The organism is Photorhabdus sp. P32 (assembly GCF_038085095.1).
GTDB lineage: Bacteria > Pseudomonadota > Gammaproteobacteria > Enterobacterales > Enterobacteriaceae > Photorhabdus > Photorhabdus luminescens.
Genome location: NZ_JAZGJN010000199.1, coordinates 1 through 17,175 on the forward strand (window position 1 = coordinate 1; position 17,175 = coordinate 17,175).

At 43.1% G+C, this 17,175-nt stretch carries 17 protein-coding genes; 5 read left to right on the top strand and 12 right to left on the bottom strand.

The window, feature by feature from the left end:
* The first annotated feature begins 628 nt into the window (after window positions 1-628).
* Window positions 629-1,384, top strand: a complete 756-nt coding sequence (locus V2H77_RS03300; RefSeq protein ID WP_341497670.1) for an FNR family transcription factor — start codon at window positions 629-631, stop codon at window positions 1,382-1,384.
* A gap of 134 nt (window positions 1,385-1,518) precedes the next feature.
* On the top strand, window positions 1,519-2,463 hold the full coding sequence (gene uspE / locus V2H77_RS03305; protein ID WP_341497671.1) for a universal stress protein UspE: 945 nt from the start codon (window positions 1,519-1,521) through the stop codon (window positions 2,461-2,463).
* Window positions 2,464-2,526: 63 nt separating this feature from the next.
* Here uspE and V2H77_RS03310 read toward each other — a convergent pair whose 3' ends face one another.
* The 7 genes from V2H77_RS03310 to V2H77_RS03340 all read right to left on the bottom strand — a co-directional run bounded on the left by V2H77_RS03310 (window position 2,527) and on the right by V2H77_RS03340 (window position 8,114).
* Window positions 2,527-3,492 carry an urease accessory protein UreD gene (locus V2H77_RS03310; RefSeq protein ID WP_341497672.1) on the bottom strand — a complete coding sequence of 322 codons (966 nt, stop codon included), beginning with the start codon at window positions 3,490-3,492 and terminating at the stop codon, window positions 2,527-2,529.
* The gene (gene ureG, locus V2H77_RS03315; protein WP_265514172.1) at window positions 3,489-4,142 is read right to left on the bottom strand and encodes an urease accessory protein UreG; all 654 of its coding nucleotides are present in this window, start codon (window positions 4,140-4,142) and stop codon (window positions 3,489-3,491) included. Before ureG ends, V2H77_RS03310 begins: the two co-directional genes overlap by 4 nt.
* A gap of 34 nt (window positions 4,143-4,176) precedes the next feature.
* Window positions 4,177-4,863 carry an urease accessory protein UreF gene (locus V2H77_RS03320; RefSeq protein WP_341497673.1) on the bottom strand — a complete coding sequence of 229 codons (687 nt, stop codon included), beginning with the start codon at window positions 4,861-4,863 and terminating at the stop codon, window positions 4,177-4,179.
* On the bottom strand, window positions 4,860-5,456 hold the full coding sequence (ureE, locus tag V2H77_RS03325) for an urease accessory protein UreE (protein ID WP_036775655.1): 597 nt from the start codon (window positions 5,454-5,456) through the stop codon (window positions 4,860-4,862). The genes V2H77_RS03320 and ureE overlap by 4 nt, the downstream gene beginning before the upstream one ends.
* Window positions 5,457-5,530: 74 nt before the next feature.
* Window positions 5,531-7,246 carry an urease subunit alpha gene (locus V2H77_RS03330; protein WP_341497674.1) on the bottom strand — a complete coding sequence of 572 codons (1,716 nt, stop codon included), beginning with the start codon at window positions 7,244-7,246 and terminating at the stop codon, window positions 5,531-5,533.
* An 84-nt stretch (window positions 7,247-7,330) separates the two neighbouring features.
* Window positions 7,331-7,720: an urease subunit beta gene (locus V2H77_RS03335; RefSeq protein WP_118984796.1), complete on the bottom strand. Its 390-nt coding sequence runs from the start codon at window positions 7,718-7,720 to the stop codon at window positions 7,331-7,333.
* Window positions 7,721-7,811: 91 nt separating this feature from the next.
* On the bottom strand, window positions 7,812-8,114 hold the full coding sequence (locus V2H77_RS03340) for an urease subunit gamma (RefSeq protein WP_011146425.1): 303 nt from the start codon (window positions 8,112-8,114) through the stop codon (window positions 7,812-7,814).
* A gap of 373 nt (window positions 8,115-8,487) precedes the next feature.
* Here V2H77_RS03340 and V2H77_RS03345 point away from each other — a divergent pair, with 373 nt between their 5' ends.
* Both V2H77_RS03345 and V2H77_RS03350 read left to right on the top strand, forming a co-directional pair.
* Complete coding sequence (locus V2H77_RS03345; RefSeq protein ID WP_341497675.1) at window positions 8,488-9,513, top strand: HoxN/HupN/NixA family nickel/cobalt transporter; 1,026 nt, start codon at window positions 8,488-8,490, stop codon at window positions 9,511-9,513.
* A 116-nt stretch (window positions 9,514-9,629) separates the two neighbouring features.
* Window positions 9,630-9,803 carry a hypothetical protein gene (locus V2H77_RS03350; protein ID WP_341497676.1) on the top strand — a complete coding sequence of 58 codons (174 nt, stop codon included), beginning with the start codon at window positions 9,630-9,632 and terminating at the stop codon, window positions 9,801-9,803.
* Window positions 9,804-9,930: 127 nt separating this feature from the next.
* On the opposite strand, the gene pntB is transcribed toward V2H77_RS03350, so the two are convergent.
* Both pntB and pntA read right to left on the bottom strand, forming a co-directional pair.
* A complete protein-coding gene (pntB, locus tag V2H77_RS03355; RefSeq protein WP_341497677.1) occupies window positions 9,931-11,319 on the bottom strand; it encodes a Re/Si-specific NAD(P)(+) transhydrogenase subunit beta in 1,389 nt (462 codons plus the stop codon).
* A 10-nt stretch (window positions 11,320-11,329) separates the two neighbouring features.
* Window positions 11,330-12,859 carry a Re/Si-specific NAD(P)(+) transhydrogenase subunit alpha gene (pntA, locus tag V2H77_RS03360; RefSeq protein WP_341497678.1) on the bottom strand — a complete coding sequence of 510 codons (1,530 nt, stop codon included), beginning with the start codon at window positions 12,857-12,859 and terminating at the stop codon, window positions 11,330-11,332.
* Between the two features lie 391 nt (window positions 12,860-13,250).
* On the opposite strand from pntA, the gene ydgH reads away from it, so the two are divergent.
* Window positions 13,251-14,204 carry a DUF1471 family protein YdgH gene (ydgH, locus tag V2H77_RS03365; protein WP_341497679.1) on the top strand — a complete coding sequence of 318 codons (954 nt, stop codon included), beginning with the start codon at window positions 13,251-13,253 and terminating at the stop codon, window positions 14,202-14,204.
* Between the two features lie 200 nt (window positions 14,205-14,404).
* On the opposite strand, the gene stlE is transcribed toward ydgH, so the two are convergent.
* The 3 genes from stlE to stlC all read right to left on the bottom strand — a co-directional run bounded on the left by stlE (window position 14,405) and on the right by stlC (window position 16,823).
* The gene (gene stlE, locus V2H77_RS03370; RefSeq protein WP_049581707.1) at window positions 14,405-14,647 is read right to left on the bottom strand and encodes a stilbene biosynthesis acyl carrier protein StlE; all 243 of its coding nucleotides are present in this window, start codon (window positions 14,645-14,647) and stop codon (window positions 14,405-14,407) included.
* Window positions 14,648-14,726: 79 nt separating this feature from the next.
* Window positions 14,727-15,875, bottom strand: a complete 1,149-nt coding sequence (stlD, locus tag V2H77_RS03375; protein WP_341497680.1) for a beta-ketosynthase StlD — start codon at window positions 15,873-15,875, stop codon at window positions 14,727-14,729.
* Window positions 15,876-16,823, bottom strand: a complete 948-nt coding sequence (stlC, locus tag V2H77_RS03380) for a stilbene biosynthesis aromatase StlC (RefSeq protein WP_265379036.1) — start codon at window positions 16,821-16,823, stop codon at window positions 15,876-15,878.
* Between the last annotated feature and the right edge of the window lie 352 nt (window positions 16,824-17,175).

Genomic DNA, 17,175 nt, shown 5'->3' on the forward strand with positions numbered 1-17,175 from the left:
CCTTATTAAGAACTTATTTAATATTATTAAATTAAGGAAAAAGAAAAAGTGAGTTTTATTATCTTCGCTTATAAAAAAACAGGTTATTAATGATAAAAATACGAAATTATATAAATTCAATTTCCATTGACATTATAAATCAACAAATTATATATACCAAGTTAAGCTTTCCATATTGTAGATAAAATTCCATTAAAGTTATTTAATTTTCTATTCCAGCTATGAAAATTATTGCCAATTTATATCAGATTCATCTACTTTAACAATCTTATATGAAAGCCAACAGTTTATGGTCATTAAACAAAACACACATGAGAAAGTGTAATGCGATCAACTCCCTTATATCAACTCCTTTATATCAGCTACATAGGACACCAACAGTATGAGTATGTTGGCCCCCTTACTTGAAGCTCGTCAACCCAACAAAACTCCGCAGTGTTCGGCCTGATGAAAACGATAACAATAGCAGAACATCAGCTTTATACATACAACGAAATAATTTCTTATGGATAGAATAAACAGGTAATACATTTTCCTAAATAAATTGCAGAAAATTATTATAGCTCTTACCAGAATCATCAAGAAATGCTAAAGTTGAACTATATGAATATTTCAAATGAGCGTGCCTATGATCCAGGAAAAACGTGTTATTCGTCGAATCCAGTCTGGTGGTTGTGCGATCCACTGCCAGGATTGCAGTATTAGCCAGCTATGCATTCCTTTTACCCTGAATGAGCACGAGCTCGATCAGCTTGATAATATCATTGAGCGTAAGAAACCTATCCAGAAAGGCCAAACGTTATTTAAAGCAGGCGATGAGTTGAAATCTCTTTATGCTATCCGTTCTGGCACAATTAAAAGCTACACCATCACGGAAGAAGGTGATGAGCAAATTACAGGTTTCCACCTCGCAGGGGATTTAGTCGGTTTTGACGCTATCCTCAACACTCAGCATCCAAGTTTTGCTCAGGCCCTGGAAACATCAATGGTCTGTGAAATTCCGTTTGAAACACTCGATGATCTGTCCGGTAAAATGCCTAATCTCCGTCAACAAATGATGCGCTTGATGAGTGGGGAAATTAAAGGCGACCAAGAAATGATATTGTTGTTATCTAAGAAAAACGCCGAAGAACGATTAGCCGCATTCATTTATAATCTCTCTCATCGTTTCGCTCAACGTGGTTTCTCACCAAGAGAATTCCGTTTAACCATGACTCGCAGTGATATTGGTAATTACCTGGGTTTAACGGTTGAAACTATTAGTCGTCTGCTTGGGCGTTTCCAGAAAAACGATATTCTCGGTGTAAAAGGCAAATACATCACGATTGAAGATATGGATAAATTGTCTGAGTTAGTCGGAAAAAAATCTGTTTCAATTTCCTAATCTTAAAACCAGATCACCCTATTTTGTTGATCTGGTTCTCCTCTGACCTGTTCGGTTTGCTTATATTGGTTTATCTTTAGTATTGAAACGTGATATTGAAGCGTGTTTTGTCTAGCCTCTGTGAGGATACCATTATGGCAAACTATCAAAACCTTTTAGTTGTAATTGACCCAAGTCAGGACGATCAACCGGCATTAAGACGCGCAGTTTATATAGTGCAACGCAACGGCGGCCGGATTAAAGCTTTCTTGCCCATTTATGATCTCTCTTATGAAATGACCACCTTACTCTCCCCAGAAGAAGGCAGCGCTATGCGTAAAGGTGTGACCAGCCAACGCACCGCCTGGCTTAAACAACAAGCGTACTACTATCTGGAAGCCGGTATTGATATTGAAATAAAAGTGGTATGGCATAATCGACCTTATGAAGCGATTATCCAAGAGGTCATTACAGATAATCATGATTTACTTCTGAAAATGACGCATAAACATGACAAACTAGGCTCCTTGATTTTCACCCCACTTGACTGGCAGTTACTCCGCAAATGCCCATGTCCGGTATGGATGGTAAAAGATCAGATATGGCCGGACCAAGGCTCGGTTGTCGTCGCGGTTAATTTGTCTAATGAAGAATCATATCATCATGAACTGAACCTGAAACTGGTTAGGGAAACTCAGGAACTGGCAAACCAGGTAATGAAAAACCCGGAAATTCATTTGGTCAGCGCTTACCCTGTCGCACCACTGAATATCGCTATTGAGCTACCCGATTTTGACCCAAGTGTTTATAACCATGCTCTGCGTGGTCAGCATCTTATCGCCATGAAAGAATTACGCCAAAAATTCTGCATTGATGAAAAATATACTCATATCCATGAAGGACTACCGGAGAGTGTTATTCCTCAAATGTGTGATGAGATGAATGCGGGCATTATTGTTCTTGGCGTCCTCGGCAGAACTGGGCTGTCCGCTGCTTTTCTGGGAAATACCGCAGAACATGTGATCGACCATCTTAAATGTGACATTCTGACCATCAAACCTGATGGTTTTGAATGTCCAATTAAAGCCGCTAAAGAGTGATAGTAACAGTATGATAAATATTCATTTGGCGATAAAACCCGAAACAGATTTTCTTCCCGAGTTTTATCGCCAGATAAACGGCTCAGGCAGCGTAACACCCAGGATCTCCTCACGGGCTATACGCCAGAAAAGGCGAATACCCGCTTTAACTTGATGAGTTTCTTTTCCCAACACCTTAAAGATTAAACCACACTGATTAGGTAGACGACTGGTACCACTCGCGATACCCGTTTCAGCATCGTACTGAGGAGTCATGCGTGCCAGAATACGATCATGGTGAACCTGAGGTGTCAGCAAGATCACATTGCCGAATACATGAAACGGCCCCATCACCCCCACACTGTTTAATGGCTGCTTTTTAGGCTCCAGTACATAACGCTCTGCAAACAATACTTTGCCATCAAAATCAGTTGCCGTAATACGTGATGAGTAAACATCAAATTTAAACCCCTGATCAGCAAGGTGGTATTTGCGACCGGACATCACAATTTCAGAATAAATTAGTGTGGCTGTCGGATGAATGGTTATCTGAGTGTCGGTAATAAACCGAGAGCCACTATGAGGAATAACCGGATCGGGCATCATTTCCAGATAGCCTCCCTGCTCTATCTGGATAGTTTGCACTTGCGCCGCGTAGTTATTCACCATCGAATGAATCTTAGTCGCTGATTGGGTCGTGACATGACCAAACGCCTCTGGAGCGACATGAATGTCCAGCGCCAATCTATCTCCTTGCAGGATACATCCCGACGTGGAGATCATAAATACGCACGGCATCTGCGGTAGCGCCTCATCCCAATACAGCGCCCGCTGTACCAAATAAGGAACCCGGCGTTGCATTTGCGCCAAAATGCTCCGATCGCCACGCCGGGCAAATCCCAACCGCAGATAACCACTTTTACCGACATCACCGCTTGCCATCTGCGGCGGCTCATCCTGGAATCGTGCAAGTTCCGGCGCGTTGATGCCAAGATTATTCGCCCGTTGACACACTTCTCCAATATTTTGCGGCGAGCTGGTGGAGGTCATTGCGTCGCCTGTAATGAATGAGTGAACAGGAAATCACGCATGATCATATTTACCAATGTTTCGACACCTTCACCGGTTTTGCAATTGGTCAGGATATAAGGGCGCTGACCACGCACAACTTGAGTGTCATGTTCCATCACCGCCAGGCTGGCGCCAACATAAGGCGCTAAATCAATTTTGTTGATCACCAGAATATCGGCCTGTACCAAACCCGGTCCGTTCTTACGCGGAATTTTCTCCCCTTCAGCGACATCAATCACATAAATATAAAAATCTGCCAACGCCGGACTAAAAGTGAGTGTCAGGTTATCACCACCACTTTCAATCAACACAACATCGCTGTCAGGAAAACGCGCTTCCATCTCCTCTACCGCCGCAATATTCATACTGGGATCTTCTCGCACCGCGGTATGAGGACAAGCGCCGGTTTCCACACCAAGTATCTTTTCTTCATCTAAAATGCCTTTCAAGGTACGTTTAACCTGTTTAGCATCCTCAGTAGTAACAATATCATTGGTGATAATCAGAGGTTTTATTCCGCGCTGAATCAAGATAGGTGTGATCACTTCAATAACGGCAGTCTTGCCAGAACCCACCGGACCGCCAATACCAATTCGGGTAATTTTTTTCACAGAGATTTCCTCACACATGTAAGAAGTGGTTAAAAGCGATATCAGGAGCAAGTTAGTTACTGAACAGCCGAGTAAATGCGCTAACGTGCAGTGCTGCCAGAACATCGGTCATAGGCGCATACGATGTCATCTGCTCAATCCCCCCTTTTTCCGCCTCATCGCAAAACAGTTCAATATCCTGATTCAATGAGAACAAGATACGTTGAATTTCAATATGGGTAACACGCATCAGGCGTATAGCCGCACTAAGTATCGTCATCGCAACGCCATATTGATGCATGACGATCACTTCACGTGGAGCAGCACCCAATGCGCTCATGACGACCGCCAAAGTAATCGGATAGGTACCTGCGGCAATATCGCTCTTTATTTGTGCTAACCACCATGCAATTAACGACTCACCGGTAACTTCAACTGCCATTTCCGCTAACTTTTTCCCCATCCGCGTAACCATAGTGCGACTTTCTTCATTTAGTTTTCGGTTAAATACTGCCCAATCATAGGAGATAGCGGCATCATGTTGCCCACAATTCAATGCCTGACACGCGGCAACTACTGCGCGGCCATCACTACTTACCGCCTGTAACAACGCTGTTCGCGTAAATTCGCTTAACGTTGCCACGTCATACACGATTTTGCTCTGAATGGCTGATTCCAGACCGTTCGAAAAAGAAAATGCGCCAACAGGCAGCACTGAATCAGCAAACTGCATGATTCTAATTAGGCGGAGCGCATTCATTTTAGTTTGATCACATGCTGGTTCAGAAATGTATTATCGACATGAACGTGTGTCGCGGAATCCTCTGCACCGCCGAATAATAAGCGAGCCTCTGAGTTGTTAAGAGAAGGCAATATTTCTTCGCCTTTAACAAAGGAGTAAGGCAATGCATGAAAACCGTGAGTTTTCATGACTGAATCCATGACCTTAGTTGACACTGTCAGCGGAATATAAATCTGGTTATTTTTAATCACTGACTTCCAATGCTGGTTACCTAAAGCATGGCCAAGTTCAAAGCTGGTTTTCATTACCGTCTCCAAATCTAATGACAGCAATGATTTCAGATGAATAACCATCACATCACGCAAGCTCATTTGAACAATAACCGCCAACCCTTTAGCTTCGTCCCACAGTAAAACGTCGCCATCAGACAATACCTGATGGCGGTCAAGGGAAATGCCTAAATCCAATCCGTTAAGGGTGGATTTACGACAACGACTTTTTTGCGCTTCCCATTGCGAAAGCACCAAGATATCCGGCGAGATCCCCTGCAAGCGATCTCGCCAGAAAACATCCTTTTTGGCATTACCAAGAATCTGTTCAATAACAATCATAAGATAATCCTCTGAACGCATGGATCGGTTAATCCGGCCAGAAAAATATTCTCTGACCGGCAGTAAAAAATAGATTAACTAAAGAAGTAGCGCTGATTGAGCGCGACTGTCCTGACCGGTTTTACTGTGGCATATTCACCATTCACCTTGACAGCAAAGGTTTCAGCATCCACTTCAATAGCGGGCGTTTCAGCATTACGCACCATATCTTTCTTAGAAATAGCCCGGCAATTGCGCACCGCCATAACTTGACGTTCCAAACCAAGGCTCTCTTTTACCCCCAGTTCCATTGCCGCCTGTGATACAAAAGTGACACAGGTTTCCTGAAGGGTTTTTCCCAATGCGCCAAACATCGGGCGATAAAATGTCGGTTGCGGCGTCGGGAGTGAAGCATTTGGATCTCCCATCACCGCCCAATTAATCATACCGCCCTTGATGACCAACTTAGGCTTTACGCCAAAGAAACGGGGTTCCCACAACACCAGATCAGCCATTTTTCCCACTTCAACCGAACCGAGCACGTGACTTATTCCCTGAGCAATGGCCGGGTTAATCGTAATTTTGGCGACGTAACGTAACACACGGAAATTATCGTTATATGCTGCATCTTCCGGCAACTTGCCACGTGCCGCTTTCATGGCATGAGCAGTTTGCATCACCCGCAGCCAGTTTTCCCCCACTCGCCCCATCGCCTGGGAATCACTGGAAAACATCGACAGTACGCCCATATCGTGCAAAACATTCTCCGCAGCAATAGTCTCTGGACGTACACGGCTTTCCGAAAATGCTACATCAGCCGGTACTTTAGGATTAAGGTTATGGCAAACCATAATCATATCAAACAGTTCTGCCTGACTATTGATACCGTAAGGCAGCGTAGGATTGGTGGAACTGGGCAACACATTCATCTGGCTGGCAACTTTAATGATATCCGGCGCATGTCCGCCGCCGGCGCCTTCGGTGTGGAAAGTATGAATGGTGCGACCTTCAAAAGCATCAATGGTGTCCTCAACATAACCGCCTTCATTTAGGCTATCGGTATGTACTGCCACCTGGACATCCATTTCATCCGCTACACGTAAAGCATTACGCAACGCCGAATTAGTCGCGCCCCAGTCCTCATGCACTTTCAACCCGGCAACACCCGCCTTGATCTGCTCAACCAAAGGCATTGCCGCCGCCGCATGGCCTTTTCCCAAAATACCTACGTTAACCGGTAAACTTTCAAAAGCACGCAACATGCGGTGGATATGCCACGGACCGGCGGTAACAGTGGTGCCATTAGTGCCATCAGTGGGGCCTACGCCCCCGCCAAAGAACGTCGTCACACCATTGGATAAAGCATGTTCAGCCTGTTGAGGAGAAATAAAATGAATATGAGTGTCAATGCCAGCAGCCGTGAGGATGAGATGCTCGCCAGATATAGCATCAGTACTAACGCCAACCACCATACCGGGAGTAACACCATTCATCATGTTAGGGTTACCACTTTTACCTATCCCGACAATGCGTCCCCCTTTTATACCGACATCCGCTTTAATCACGCCTTGCCGAGCATCCAAAATAGTGACGCTGGTAATCACCAAATCCAAGACGTTTTCGCTGGTCATACGGTTATCCGCACCCATACCATCACGCAGCGATTTACCTCCGCCATAAACCGATTCATCACCATAGCCACGCAGATCTTTCTCAATTTCAATAAATAGATTGGTATCACCCAAGCGGATCTTATCGCCAGTCGTGGGGCCAAAAAGACCTACATATTCCTGTCGGGAAATGGTTGGCATAGTTTATTCCTTTGTTCGAAAGATTTTCCGACGTTTGTCAACTCTACCTTGAATTTATTCGATAACCTTATAACCCAAATTCTATTACCCAGCATGCAACCAGGTTTTTTCTTCCTGCTCATCAATGGCAACCTGGCTTTTACCTGCCCAACCATCGACTAAGTTATTAAATCCATAAACGTTTTGTTTCCCACCAATCGGGATTAATGACACCTCGATTTCATCACCGGGTTCAAAACGGATTGCCGTTGTCGCCGTGATATTAAGTCGTTTACCAAATGCCGCTGCACGATTAAATTGCAAGGCTTTATTGACCTCAAAAAAGTGGAAATGAGATCCCACTTGAATAGGACGATCACCTGAATTACGAACTTTTAATTGAATAACTGGACAATCTTCATTAAAGGAGATCGGGTCTTTAGCCAGAATATACCCCCCCAATGGAGTAATATCTTCTTTATTATTTTTTTCCATCGGAAAATCTCCACGTTAAGACGCGAGCCAAAACATAAACTAATATTTTGTCTAGATAATTTTTCCTACTATTTATAATTTATTTAAACAATTATTGAATGGGATCATGCACCGTAACTAAACGACTGCCATCAGTAAATATTGCTTCAACCTGCACATGCGGAATAAGATCAGCCACGCCATCCATCACATCTTCTTTAGTCAGAACATGCCTAGAATCATCCATCACTTCTTCCAATGTTTTTCCCTCTCTAGCGCCTTCCAATGCCGCCGCAGTAATAATCGCGACGGCTTCAGGATAATTGAGTTTTAAGCCGCGAGACTTACGCTTTAATGCGACATCAGCCAGTGTATATACCATAAGTTTTTCGATTTCCCTTGGCGTTAATTGCATAAAACCTCCTAATCATTAGTTATTCCATACGGTCACACTGCTATGTCAATATATAACTTAATACGATTTTTCCAATAGACTTTATTCAAAAGCTGCTGTCCCTATCCGAATATTGATTTAGATAATCTTTTAGTAAAAAAGCTTTGACACAAAGACCATAATATGTCAATTAAGATCATTCTTCTCAACACAGGTTAGTCCTCTTACCTCTTATTTAAATTTATCCAAGGTAATATTACAAGCTGATTAGTATGCCTACGTCGTAAAAAAATTATAGGTCATGAAGTCAGAAAATACTTACTGTTTTTTTGAACTTCTAACAATACCCCGTAAGGCGGGTTTTACATTTACAGATTTGCAGGTATTCCATATTATGAATAATCTAACGGATAAAAAACGTGCTGTATCTCTTCTTGTTGTTCTGATTGTCGCCAATGTACTTGCCTGGGTTTGGGCATTTATCGCTTTTCGTCATCATGCGATTATGATGGGGGCAGCCCTACTGGCTTACGGTTATGGATTGCGCCATGCGGTGGATGCTGATCATATCGCCGCAATTGATAACGTCACCCGTAAATTGATGCAACAGGGTAAATCACCGATTGCCGTCGGTGCTTTCTTTTCTCTTGGGCACTCTACCATTGTTATTCTGGCTTGCTTCGCCATCGTTCTAACCTCTATGGCGTTTAAAGATCAAATGGGCTGGGTTCATGATTATGGCGGCATTGTCGGTACCTTAGTTTCTGCCTGTTTTCTGCTAGCAATAGCGCTGATTAATTTGCTGATATTAAAAAGCGTTTATCAGAAGTTTCAAGAGCTCAAACGTGGCAGAAATCTGGCTAAAAGTGATTTAACTGAGCTGGAAGCAACGCCGGGGGGGATCATGACGCGCCTGTTTCACTCAGTCTTCCGGCTGGTAAGCAAAAGCTGGCATATGTATTTGGTCGGTTTTCTGTTTGGATTGGGCTTCGACACCGCGACCGAAGTTGGGCTATTAAGTATATCTGCCGCCGGTTCTCTCAGTGGACTTCCTCTGTGGTCGTTGATGGTATTCCCGGCGCTATTTACCAGCGGTATGGCGCTCATTGACTCACTGGATAATTTTGTGATGGTGGGAGCCTATGGTTGGGCGTTTTCCCAACCGACACGCAAACTCTATTACAACATGACCATTACAGCAGCTTCCGTTGCCGTAGCGCTGTTCATTGGTGGATTGGAAGCGCTTGGACTTATTGCTGAACAATGGGATTTGCACGGCGTTTTCTGGGACACCATTGGGACATTAAACGATAACATGGGCAATGTTGGTTTTTGGGTCGTCGGGATTTTTATTCTGTTCTGGACATTATCTGTGATGAATTACCGCTGGCGGGGGTACGATACGCTGGAAATTAAATAACAAACGCAGAACTCCTTACATCTTACATATCGTGCGATGTATTACATCCCGAAACGTTGCTATTCTTACTTCCCAATGGCAACGTTTATTTTATTAGTGACATTTGTAGAAAGATTATGCATAAACAAACTAATACTCTGAAATCCAGACAACAATTTTTACGTGATGCAGAAAACGCTTGGTTAGAATATGAAGCTACCGGCTTGCATTTAACTGGCAATGAACTTTCTGACTGTTTAGACGCTATTGCACGTGGCGAGGATAAGGATCTCCCTGAATGCCACCTGTAGTCTGGCACTAAAGGATAAGTTTGGTTGAGGGTTAGAAATTACTCCAACTTACTCTGTCTCTCAATCAGGATATGATTGAGAGACAGCAAAACTTAACCAGAGTTTTGTAAGTTAAAACGATAGAAAATCACAGTGCGCGCAGGATTGCCTCCACACTCGCTTTCGCATCACCGAACAACATCTGACTGTTGTCTTTAAAGAACAATGGGTTTTGCACACCAGCGTAACCTGTGTTCATAGAACGTTTGAACACAACAACATTTTGTGCTTTCCAGACTTCTAAAACGGGCATACCCGCAATTGGACTGTTGGGATCTTCCTGTGCCGCAGGGTTAACAGTGTCGTTGGCGCCAATGACCAACACAGTATCGGTATCAGAGAAATCATCATTGATTTCATCCATTTCCATAACAACGTCGTAAGGCACTTTCGCTTCTGCTAACAGCACGTTCATATGCCCAGGCAAACGTCCCGCAACGGGATGAATACCAAAGCGGACATTAACTCCCTTCTCACGCAGTTTAGCTGTGATGTCATGTACCGGATATTGCGCCTGTGCAACAGCCATACCGTATCCCGGCGTGATGATAACCGAAGTTGAGTTTTTCAATAGTTCAGCAACGTCTTCCGCTGTGGTTTCGTGGTACTCGCCCATCTCCTGTTCATCACCGGTTGAAGAACCATCCGTACCAAACCCGCCGGCAATCACACTGATAAAAGAGCGGTTCATGGCCTTACACATGATGTAAGAGAGAATCGCCCCCGAAGACCCCACCAGTGCCCCCGTTACAATCAACAAATCATTGCTCAGCATGAAACCCGCTGCGGCGGCGGCCCAACCCGAATAGGAGTTCAGCATTGAAACCACCACTGGCATATCCGCACCACCGATGGAAGCAACCAAATGCCAACCAAACGCCAATGCGATTGCTGTCATGAGCAACAACGTGAACACTTGCAGGCCCGTACTTTCCGTTTTCACAAAGGTAATTAACAGCACAAAGGAGATAACAAGCGCTGCAAGGTTTAATTTATGACGATTTGGCAACATCAACGGCTTAGAGGACATTTTTCCACATAACTTACCAAATGCCACAACAGAACCGGTGAAGGTAACCGCACCAATGAAAACGCCCAGGAAAACTTCTGTCAGATGGATATTTTCCATCACGGGTTCTGCAAAACTATCGTGAGCAATAAAGCTATTAAAACCGACCAGTACAGCGGCCAAACCAACAAAACTGTGCAGAATAGCAACCAATTCCGGCATTTCAGTCATTTCAACTCTATTTGCCAGACGAATACCAATCACCGCACCGATCACCATCGCCAGAATAACCCAAACAACATTCCCAGTATCAGGCCCGAAAATAGTCGCAATCAATGCAATTGCCATCCCGGTGACACCAAAAATATTTCCGCGTTTAGAACTCTCATGACGAGATAAACCTGCTAGGCTGAAAATAAATAAAATGGCGGCAACAATATAGGCTGCTGTAACGACTCCACTCGACATTAGTTACCCCTTAGTCCTTACGAAACATTTTCAGCATACGTTGAGTGACAGTGAAGCCACCGAAGATATTAATGCTGGCAATAAGAACAGCAATAAATGAGAAGAAACTTACCCATCCGCCATCGCCAATTTGTAATAACGCCCCAACGACAATAATCCCTGAAATGGCATTAGTGACCGACATTAACGGTGTATGCAACGCATGGCTGACATTCCAAACCACGTAATAACCCACCACACAAGCCAATGCGAAAACAGTAAAGTGAGATAAGAATTCTTTTGGCGCAGCATTGGCTAACCAACCGAACAAGATAACCGCCAATGCCAATAAACCATATTTCGACCAAGGTGAAACAGGTTTCGCCGCTGGCTTTTCTGCTTTAATTGATGCCGGTTTTGCCTGCGGCTGGGCCGAAACTTGAATGGGTGGCGCCGGCCAGGTAATTTCGCCCTCTTTGACGACTGTCACGCCACGAATAACAACATCGTCAAAATCAATATTGATTTCGCCATTTTTCTCTTTGCACAGTAATTTCAGCAAATTAACCAGGTTAGTGCCGTAGAGTTGTGAAGATTGTGTTGGCAAGCGGCTTGGCAAATCTGTGTAACCAATAATTTTCACTCCATTTGCAGTAACAACTAATTTATCTGCTTGCGTTAATTCGCAGTTTCCTCCCGTCTGAGCGGCCAGATCAACAATCACACTACCCGGCTTCATGGATTCAACCATCTCTTTGGTGATAAGACGTGGAGCCGGTTTTCCCGGAATAAGCGCCGTCGTCACAATAATGTCAACTTCTTTTGCCTGTTCAGCAAAAAGCGCCATCTCCGCTTTAATGAAGGCTTCAGACATGACTTTTGCATATCCGTCGCCACTACCGGCCTCTTCTTCAAAATTCAGCTCAAGAAACTCTGCTCCCATGCTCTGAATTTGCTCTTTAACTTCAGGACGAGTATCAAATGCACGAACAATCGCGCCCAGACTACCCGCAGCGCCCACCGCAGCTAAACCGGCAACACCAGCGCCAATAATCATCACCTTGGCTGGCGGGACTTTTCCTGCCGCAGTAATCTGACCAGTAAAGAAACGGCCAAATTCGTGAGCTGCTTCGACTATTGCGCGATAACCGGCAATATTTGCCATAGAACTCAACGCATCCAGAGATTGCGCTCTGGAAATACGCGGTACTGAATCCATCGCCAACACCGTGACTTTGCGGTCTGATAACTTCTGCATTAACTCAGGGTTTTGTGCCGGCCAAACAAAACTAACCAACGTACTCCCTTCTTTCATTAATGCTATTTCGTCATCCTCAGGAGCATTAACCTTTAAAATAATATCTGAACGCCAAATATTATGACGATCAGTAATTTCAGCGCCTACTTGTTGGTAAGCACTATCCTCAAAGCTGGCTAAATGCCCTGCTCCATTCTCAACAACGACATTAAATCCCAATTTCAGCAGGTGTTCCACTGTGTTCGGTGTGGCTGCAACACGTGCTTCATTGACAAGTCGCTCCTTCGGTACACCAATACGCATAATGTTCCCTTCCTAAAGCCTAAGATTAATGATGATTATTGCTTGCTACAGTCGATTTAGCGACTAAATTAACTTTATTACTGCTATCAGTAAAATCTATCAACAAATATTTTGATAACCAACTGAAAATATTATCGGTGATCGATCGCTAATAGGTAAAAAAATAACTAAGTGGTATTACCGGTGCAAAGCGCACTTTTAACTGGAACACTCCCTATGTTGATAAAAACTTATGACGCCCTATTCTATAAACTTGCATTCATTCATACTGATAGCATAAATTCGTGGGACATTAGCTATTATTACATGTAATAATTACCGGCTATGTGATACACAGCCATGTTCAGCAAGTTACAACTATTATTTAATGCGCAAGGTGGAAGGATTTTTTATGAAGCTGAAAACAACGATCATTGCAGCAGCGGTATTCTCATTAACGGGTATTACCACTGTTCAAGCAGCTCAGGAGTTATCCCCGGAGAAAGCAGCAGAATTGAAACCGTTTAAACGTATTACGGTTACCGGCCCTTTTAATGCCATTTATGAAGCTGCCGATGCAGTTTCCCGTCGTGCAGACAAAATGGGGGCAGATGGGTTTTATATTCAAAGCCTTGACGATCTAAATAATAGTGGCAACCTGCGCGTTATAGCGGATCTATATCACAAAGATGCAGAGAAAATTGACAATTCACCTAAATACCGTCTGTTTCGCGGCATCAAAGAATTACCTAAAACAGAAGCTGTAACGCTGGAACCATTCGATACAGTCACTATCAGCGGCTTTTACGACAATGAGCCCGATTTGAAGGAAGTCATTGCAAAAGAAGCCAAGAAAAAAGGCGCAGCGGCTTTTTTTATTGTTCGCCAGGTTGCAATGAATGATGGCGGTAATCAAACAGTTACAGCTTATGTTTATAAGGATGATGCGCCAAAACGCCAAATTCAGACTGATGAAGCTGTTATCCCGGTAGATTCCGATTCTGGACGCACTGCGTTGGCTGCTGGTGGCGAATCGGCTAAGAAAGTAGAAATTCCTGGTTTAGCCTCTTCAACTTCAACCAGTAATTCTGTTGGCCGTTTCTTTGAAACCCAGTATTCTAAAGGTGAACGTTACACGGTAACTCTTCCTGACGGTACGAAAATTCAAGAATTAAATAAAATCAGTGCTGCTCAAATGGTCCCTTTTGATTCCATCACCTTTTCAGGTTACTACAACAGCATGCCTGATGTTTCCTATGAAGTTGCTAAACGTGCTGCGGCTAAAGGTGCTAAGTACTATCATATTACCCGTGAATGGCAATCCAGTGGCGGAACCTCCACTATCAGTGCAGATCTGTTCAAATAACCAAAAAACAAAAAAAGGCACACATGATAATCATATGTGCTTTTTTTACTTATATACCCGTTATCTTTCAAGCTGCTTCTTTGTTGGCTGCACTCACTCACCCCGGTCACATAGTTATCTATGCTCCCGGGGATTCGCTCCCTTGCCGTCGCGATGCATCTTGAAATCCATTGGGTATAAAAATAATGAAGTTCTTCAAATTAGTCAGCGGATTCTAACTTCGAACCGATACAATCAATAGCGTTCTGTATCGTCACTATTTTTTCCGCTTCTTCATCATCAATAGTTATTCCGAAATGCTCTTCCAGAGCCATAATCAGTTCAACATTATCTAACGAGTCGGCACCTAATTCCTCAAATGTTTGTGTATTAAGAATCTGGGTTTCAGGTATTCCAAGTTGTTCTGCAACAACACTCTTGACACGATTCTCTAAATTTTCCACGCTGTATTTTCCTAGATGTACCAATTACGAGGGGAAACGGGTTGTTTCCCCATTCTTCATTAACACTAAGATTAAATATTTACACGACAGTCAAGTGCATGAATGCCCCGGTGAATCTGGCACTTTCAGGGATAAAACATAACAGACGCTGATCTTTCTTCAATTTACCCGACTTCATAAGCTCATCCAACATGATATAAATAGAAGCCGATCCGGTATTTCCTTTCATTGTTAAGTTAGTAAACCAACGCTCTTGTTCAATACCAAAATTAATATCTTCAAGACCCTGGGCAAATTTCATGCGGAAATATTCAGATGAGTAATGAGGCAAGAACCAATCAATAGATTCTGCCGATAAGTTACGATCAGCAACTATCCGTCTCAATGGTTCGGTAAGTGTGTATTTAACGACCCTTTCATTTAAATATCTAACATCTTGTTTGATGCAGAAAACAGAATATGCAAGCCAATCAGCCTGATCCATTTGTGACCAGCCTTTCAAACTGCCATCTGCTAATTTTTCTCCACCTGAGTACATACAGGTCTCTTGCTCATTAGCAAAAGAGTAAATATCTATCCAGTCAATTCGTAATGAAACACCATCAGGTCGAGGTTTGTTTTCAAGTAAAGCAGCGCCGGCGCCATCAGAAAGCATCCAACGCAGAAAATCTTTTTCAAAAGCGATTTCAGGGCGTCGTTCCAGTTCTGCAACCCGAGCTTCGTTTTCGCTCTGGAAATTGCGGGCATGCAATACAGTGGAAGGTACTTCCGACGTTGTTGAAACCGCGTTACTTGTCGTTCCTGAGAGAACGGACAAATAAGCATATTTCATCGCTGTCATACCCGCAGCACACGCACCGGAAGTTGAGATAACTTCACATGGTTTATTTTTGATCTCTCCATGAACCATGACACCGTGACCTGGTATAATTTGATCAGGAGTCCCACTGCTTGCTGCCAAACTTTGCATATCACTTAAAGAAAAATGTTCATCAACCAAACCTTTTATTGCTTCAGCCGCTAATTGAGCAGATGTATAAGTTGCCTCGCCTGTCTCCGGATCTAGGGCATAATGGCGATATTTGATACCATTATTACGAAGGACTATATGGCGAGATCTTGATGGACGGCCACCAACAAAACCAAGAACAGATTCCATTGTATTATTATCTATCGGGTTTCCCGGCATAAACGCGGAAACTTTAGTGATATAAACGTTGTTACTCATTTACTTATTTATCTCCTTATCATCATAGCGGGCAGAACCTGAAGGTTGTTCATAGTATTTCTGTAATTCATTAAGACGCTCTTTAAGTAATGGGGCAAGCAAACGGCGAACAACCACTGAAATAGGAAAAACAACTAGCACCATCAATATCAAATAGGTTACAAACAACGCTAATAAAGAGCGTCTTACCCATATTCCTCGTTTGCCTACACGGCAAATCAACCCAGACCAAAATCTAAATCCTCGATGCGCCGCACGTTCACCGAAAATAAAAGCTTGATCGACAACCGCCGCTCCCAGACCTTTCAACATTGGAGCATCAAGTTTCTCTTTATCCGTTTTGAGCGCTGCCAACAATGCATCGCCAAAACGTGTAGCATCTTTAACGTCTTCCTCCGATACGCCTGCCCGCGGTAAGCTAGGAAATGGCTGTCTTCTTCCTGTCATTAGCCATATCGGAGTTGTGAATACTGTTGCAAAAAAGTTTGCTTTATCAACAAAAACCACGTTATCGCGCAAATACGCTCCACTTTCATGCAACAATCTTTTGACAGTTTCCTGAGCTATTAACCACATATTTCGGCAAGCAATAACTGTCACTACCGGTCGGCCATTAAGTAAACGCTTTCCTTCTTTACTCTTAAGAAATGCGGTTATCGGAGGAGCTGGCGATAAATACCAAACCTGATAGCCTAATATGACCAAATCAAAAGGTTCTTCGTCTTCCAGATTCAAAGGCGCTAGCTCAGGCGGATGTAACTGCACTGTTTCTGGGAAAACATCAACAAATTTGGAAAACTTCCAGGGAAACGCAAATTCTGGAATCGGTTTCAGAACAACTTCACGGATGTATATCTCGTCAGACTCTTGCAGGGGTGAGATTAAACTTTTTACCACCTCGATCAATTGGCCGCTTTGGGAATACGACACTACAAGAACACGTTTCATATGTTCTAACCTTTATGAATATTTAATACTGAGCCATTCATCGGCACCTAAAAGATAAGAATTTGAATGACAGTTGTCCTCTAACCATCTGAGAATATTTTTTGGCATATGCACATATAATCATTCCTGAAAATTAAAAACATATACAAGAAAATAAGTTAATAAATGGCAGAGTAATATTTTCACAAACAATATAAATCAAAGCAGTCGTTGTCAACATGATTTTTTTATTTTTATATAAGATTAGTTTTATATCACATTGTAGAAAACTAATTAGTTACTCATGAAAAAAATTAATAAAAAATACATTAACTTAAATATAAAATTAACAACACCAATTAAAACAAAAAAA

Coding starts and splice junctions, on each gene's coding strand:
- V2H77_RS03300 (WP_341497670.1), top strand. CDS start 629: ATGATCCAGGAAAAACGTGTTATTCGTCGAATCCAGTCTGGTGGTTGT.
- uspE (WP_341497671.1), top strand. CDS start 1,519: ATGGCAAACTATCAAAACCTTTTAGTTGTAATTGACCCAAGTCAGGAC.
- V2H77_RS03310 (WP_341497672.1), bottom strand. CDS start 3,492: ATGACCTCCACCAGCTCGCCGCAAAATATTGGAGAAGTGTGTCAACGG.
- ureG (WP_265514172.1), bottom strand. CDS start 4,142: ATGTGTGAGGAAATCTCTGTGAAAAAAATTACCCGAATTGGTATTGGC.
- V2H77_RS03320 (WP_341497673.1), bottom strand. CDS start 4,863: ATGAATGCGCTCCGCCTAATTAGAATCATGCAGTTTGCTGATTCAGTG.
- ureE (WP_036775655.1), bottom strand. CDS start 5,456: ATGATTGTTATTGAACAGATTCTTGGTAATGCCAAAAAGGATGTTTTC.
- V2H77_RS03330 (WP_341497674.1), bottom strand. CDS start 7,246: ATGCCAACCATTTCCCGACAGGAATATGTAGGTCTTTTTGGCCCCACG.
- V2H77_RS03335 (WP_118984796.1), bottom strand. CDS start 7,720: ATGGAAAAAAATAATAAAGAAGATATTACTCCATTGGGGGGGTATATT.
- V2H77_RS03340 (WP_011146425.1), bottom strand. CDS start 8,114: ATGCAATTAACGCCAAGGGAAATCGAAAAACTTATGGTATATACACTG.
- V2H77_RS03345 (WP_341497675.1), top strand. CDS start 8,488: ATGAATAATCTAACGGATAAAAAACGTGCTGTATCTCTTCTTGTTGTT.
- V2H77_RS03350 (WP_341497676.1), top strand. CDS start 9,630: ATGCATAAACAAACTAATACTCTGAAATCCAGACAACAATTTTTACGT.
- pntB (WP_341497677.1), bottom strand. CDS start 11,319: ATGTCGAGTGGAGTCGTTACAGCAGCCTATATTGTTGCCGCCATTTTA.
- pntA (WP_341497678.1), bottom strand. CDS start 12,859: ATGCGTATTGGTGTACCGAAGGAGCGACTTGTCAATGAAGCACGTGTT.
- ydgH (WP_341497679.1), top strand. CDS start 13,251: ATGAAGCTGAAAACAACGATCATTGCAGCAGCGGTATTCTCATTAACG.
- stlD (WP_341497680.1), bottom strand. CDS start 15,875: ATGAGTAACAACGTTTATATCACTAAAGTTTCCGCGTTTATGCCGGGA.
- stlC (WP_265379036.1), bottom strand. CDS start 16,823: ATGAAACGTGTTCTTGTAGTGTCGTATTCCCAAAGCGGCCAATTGATC.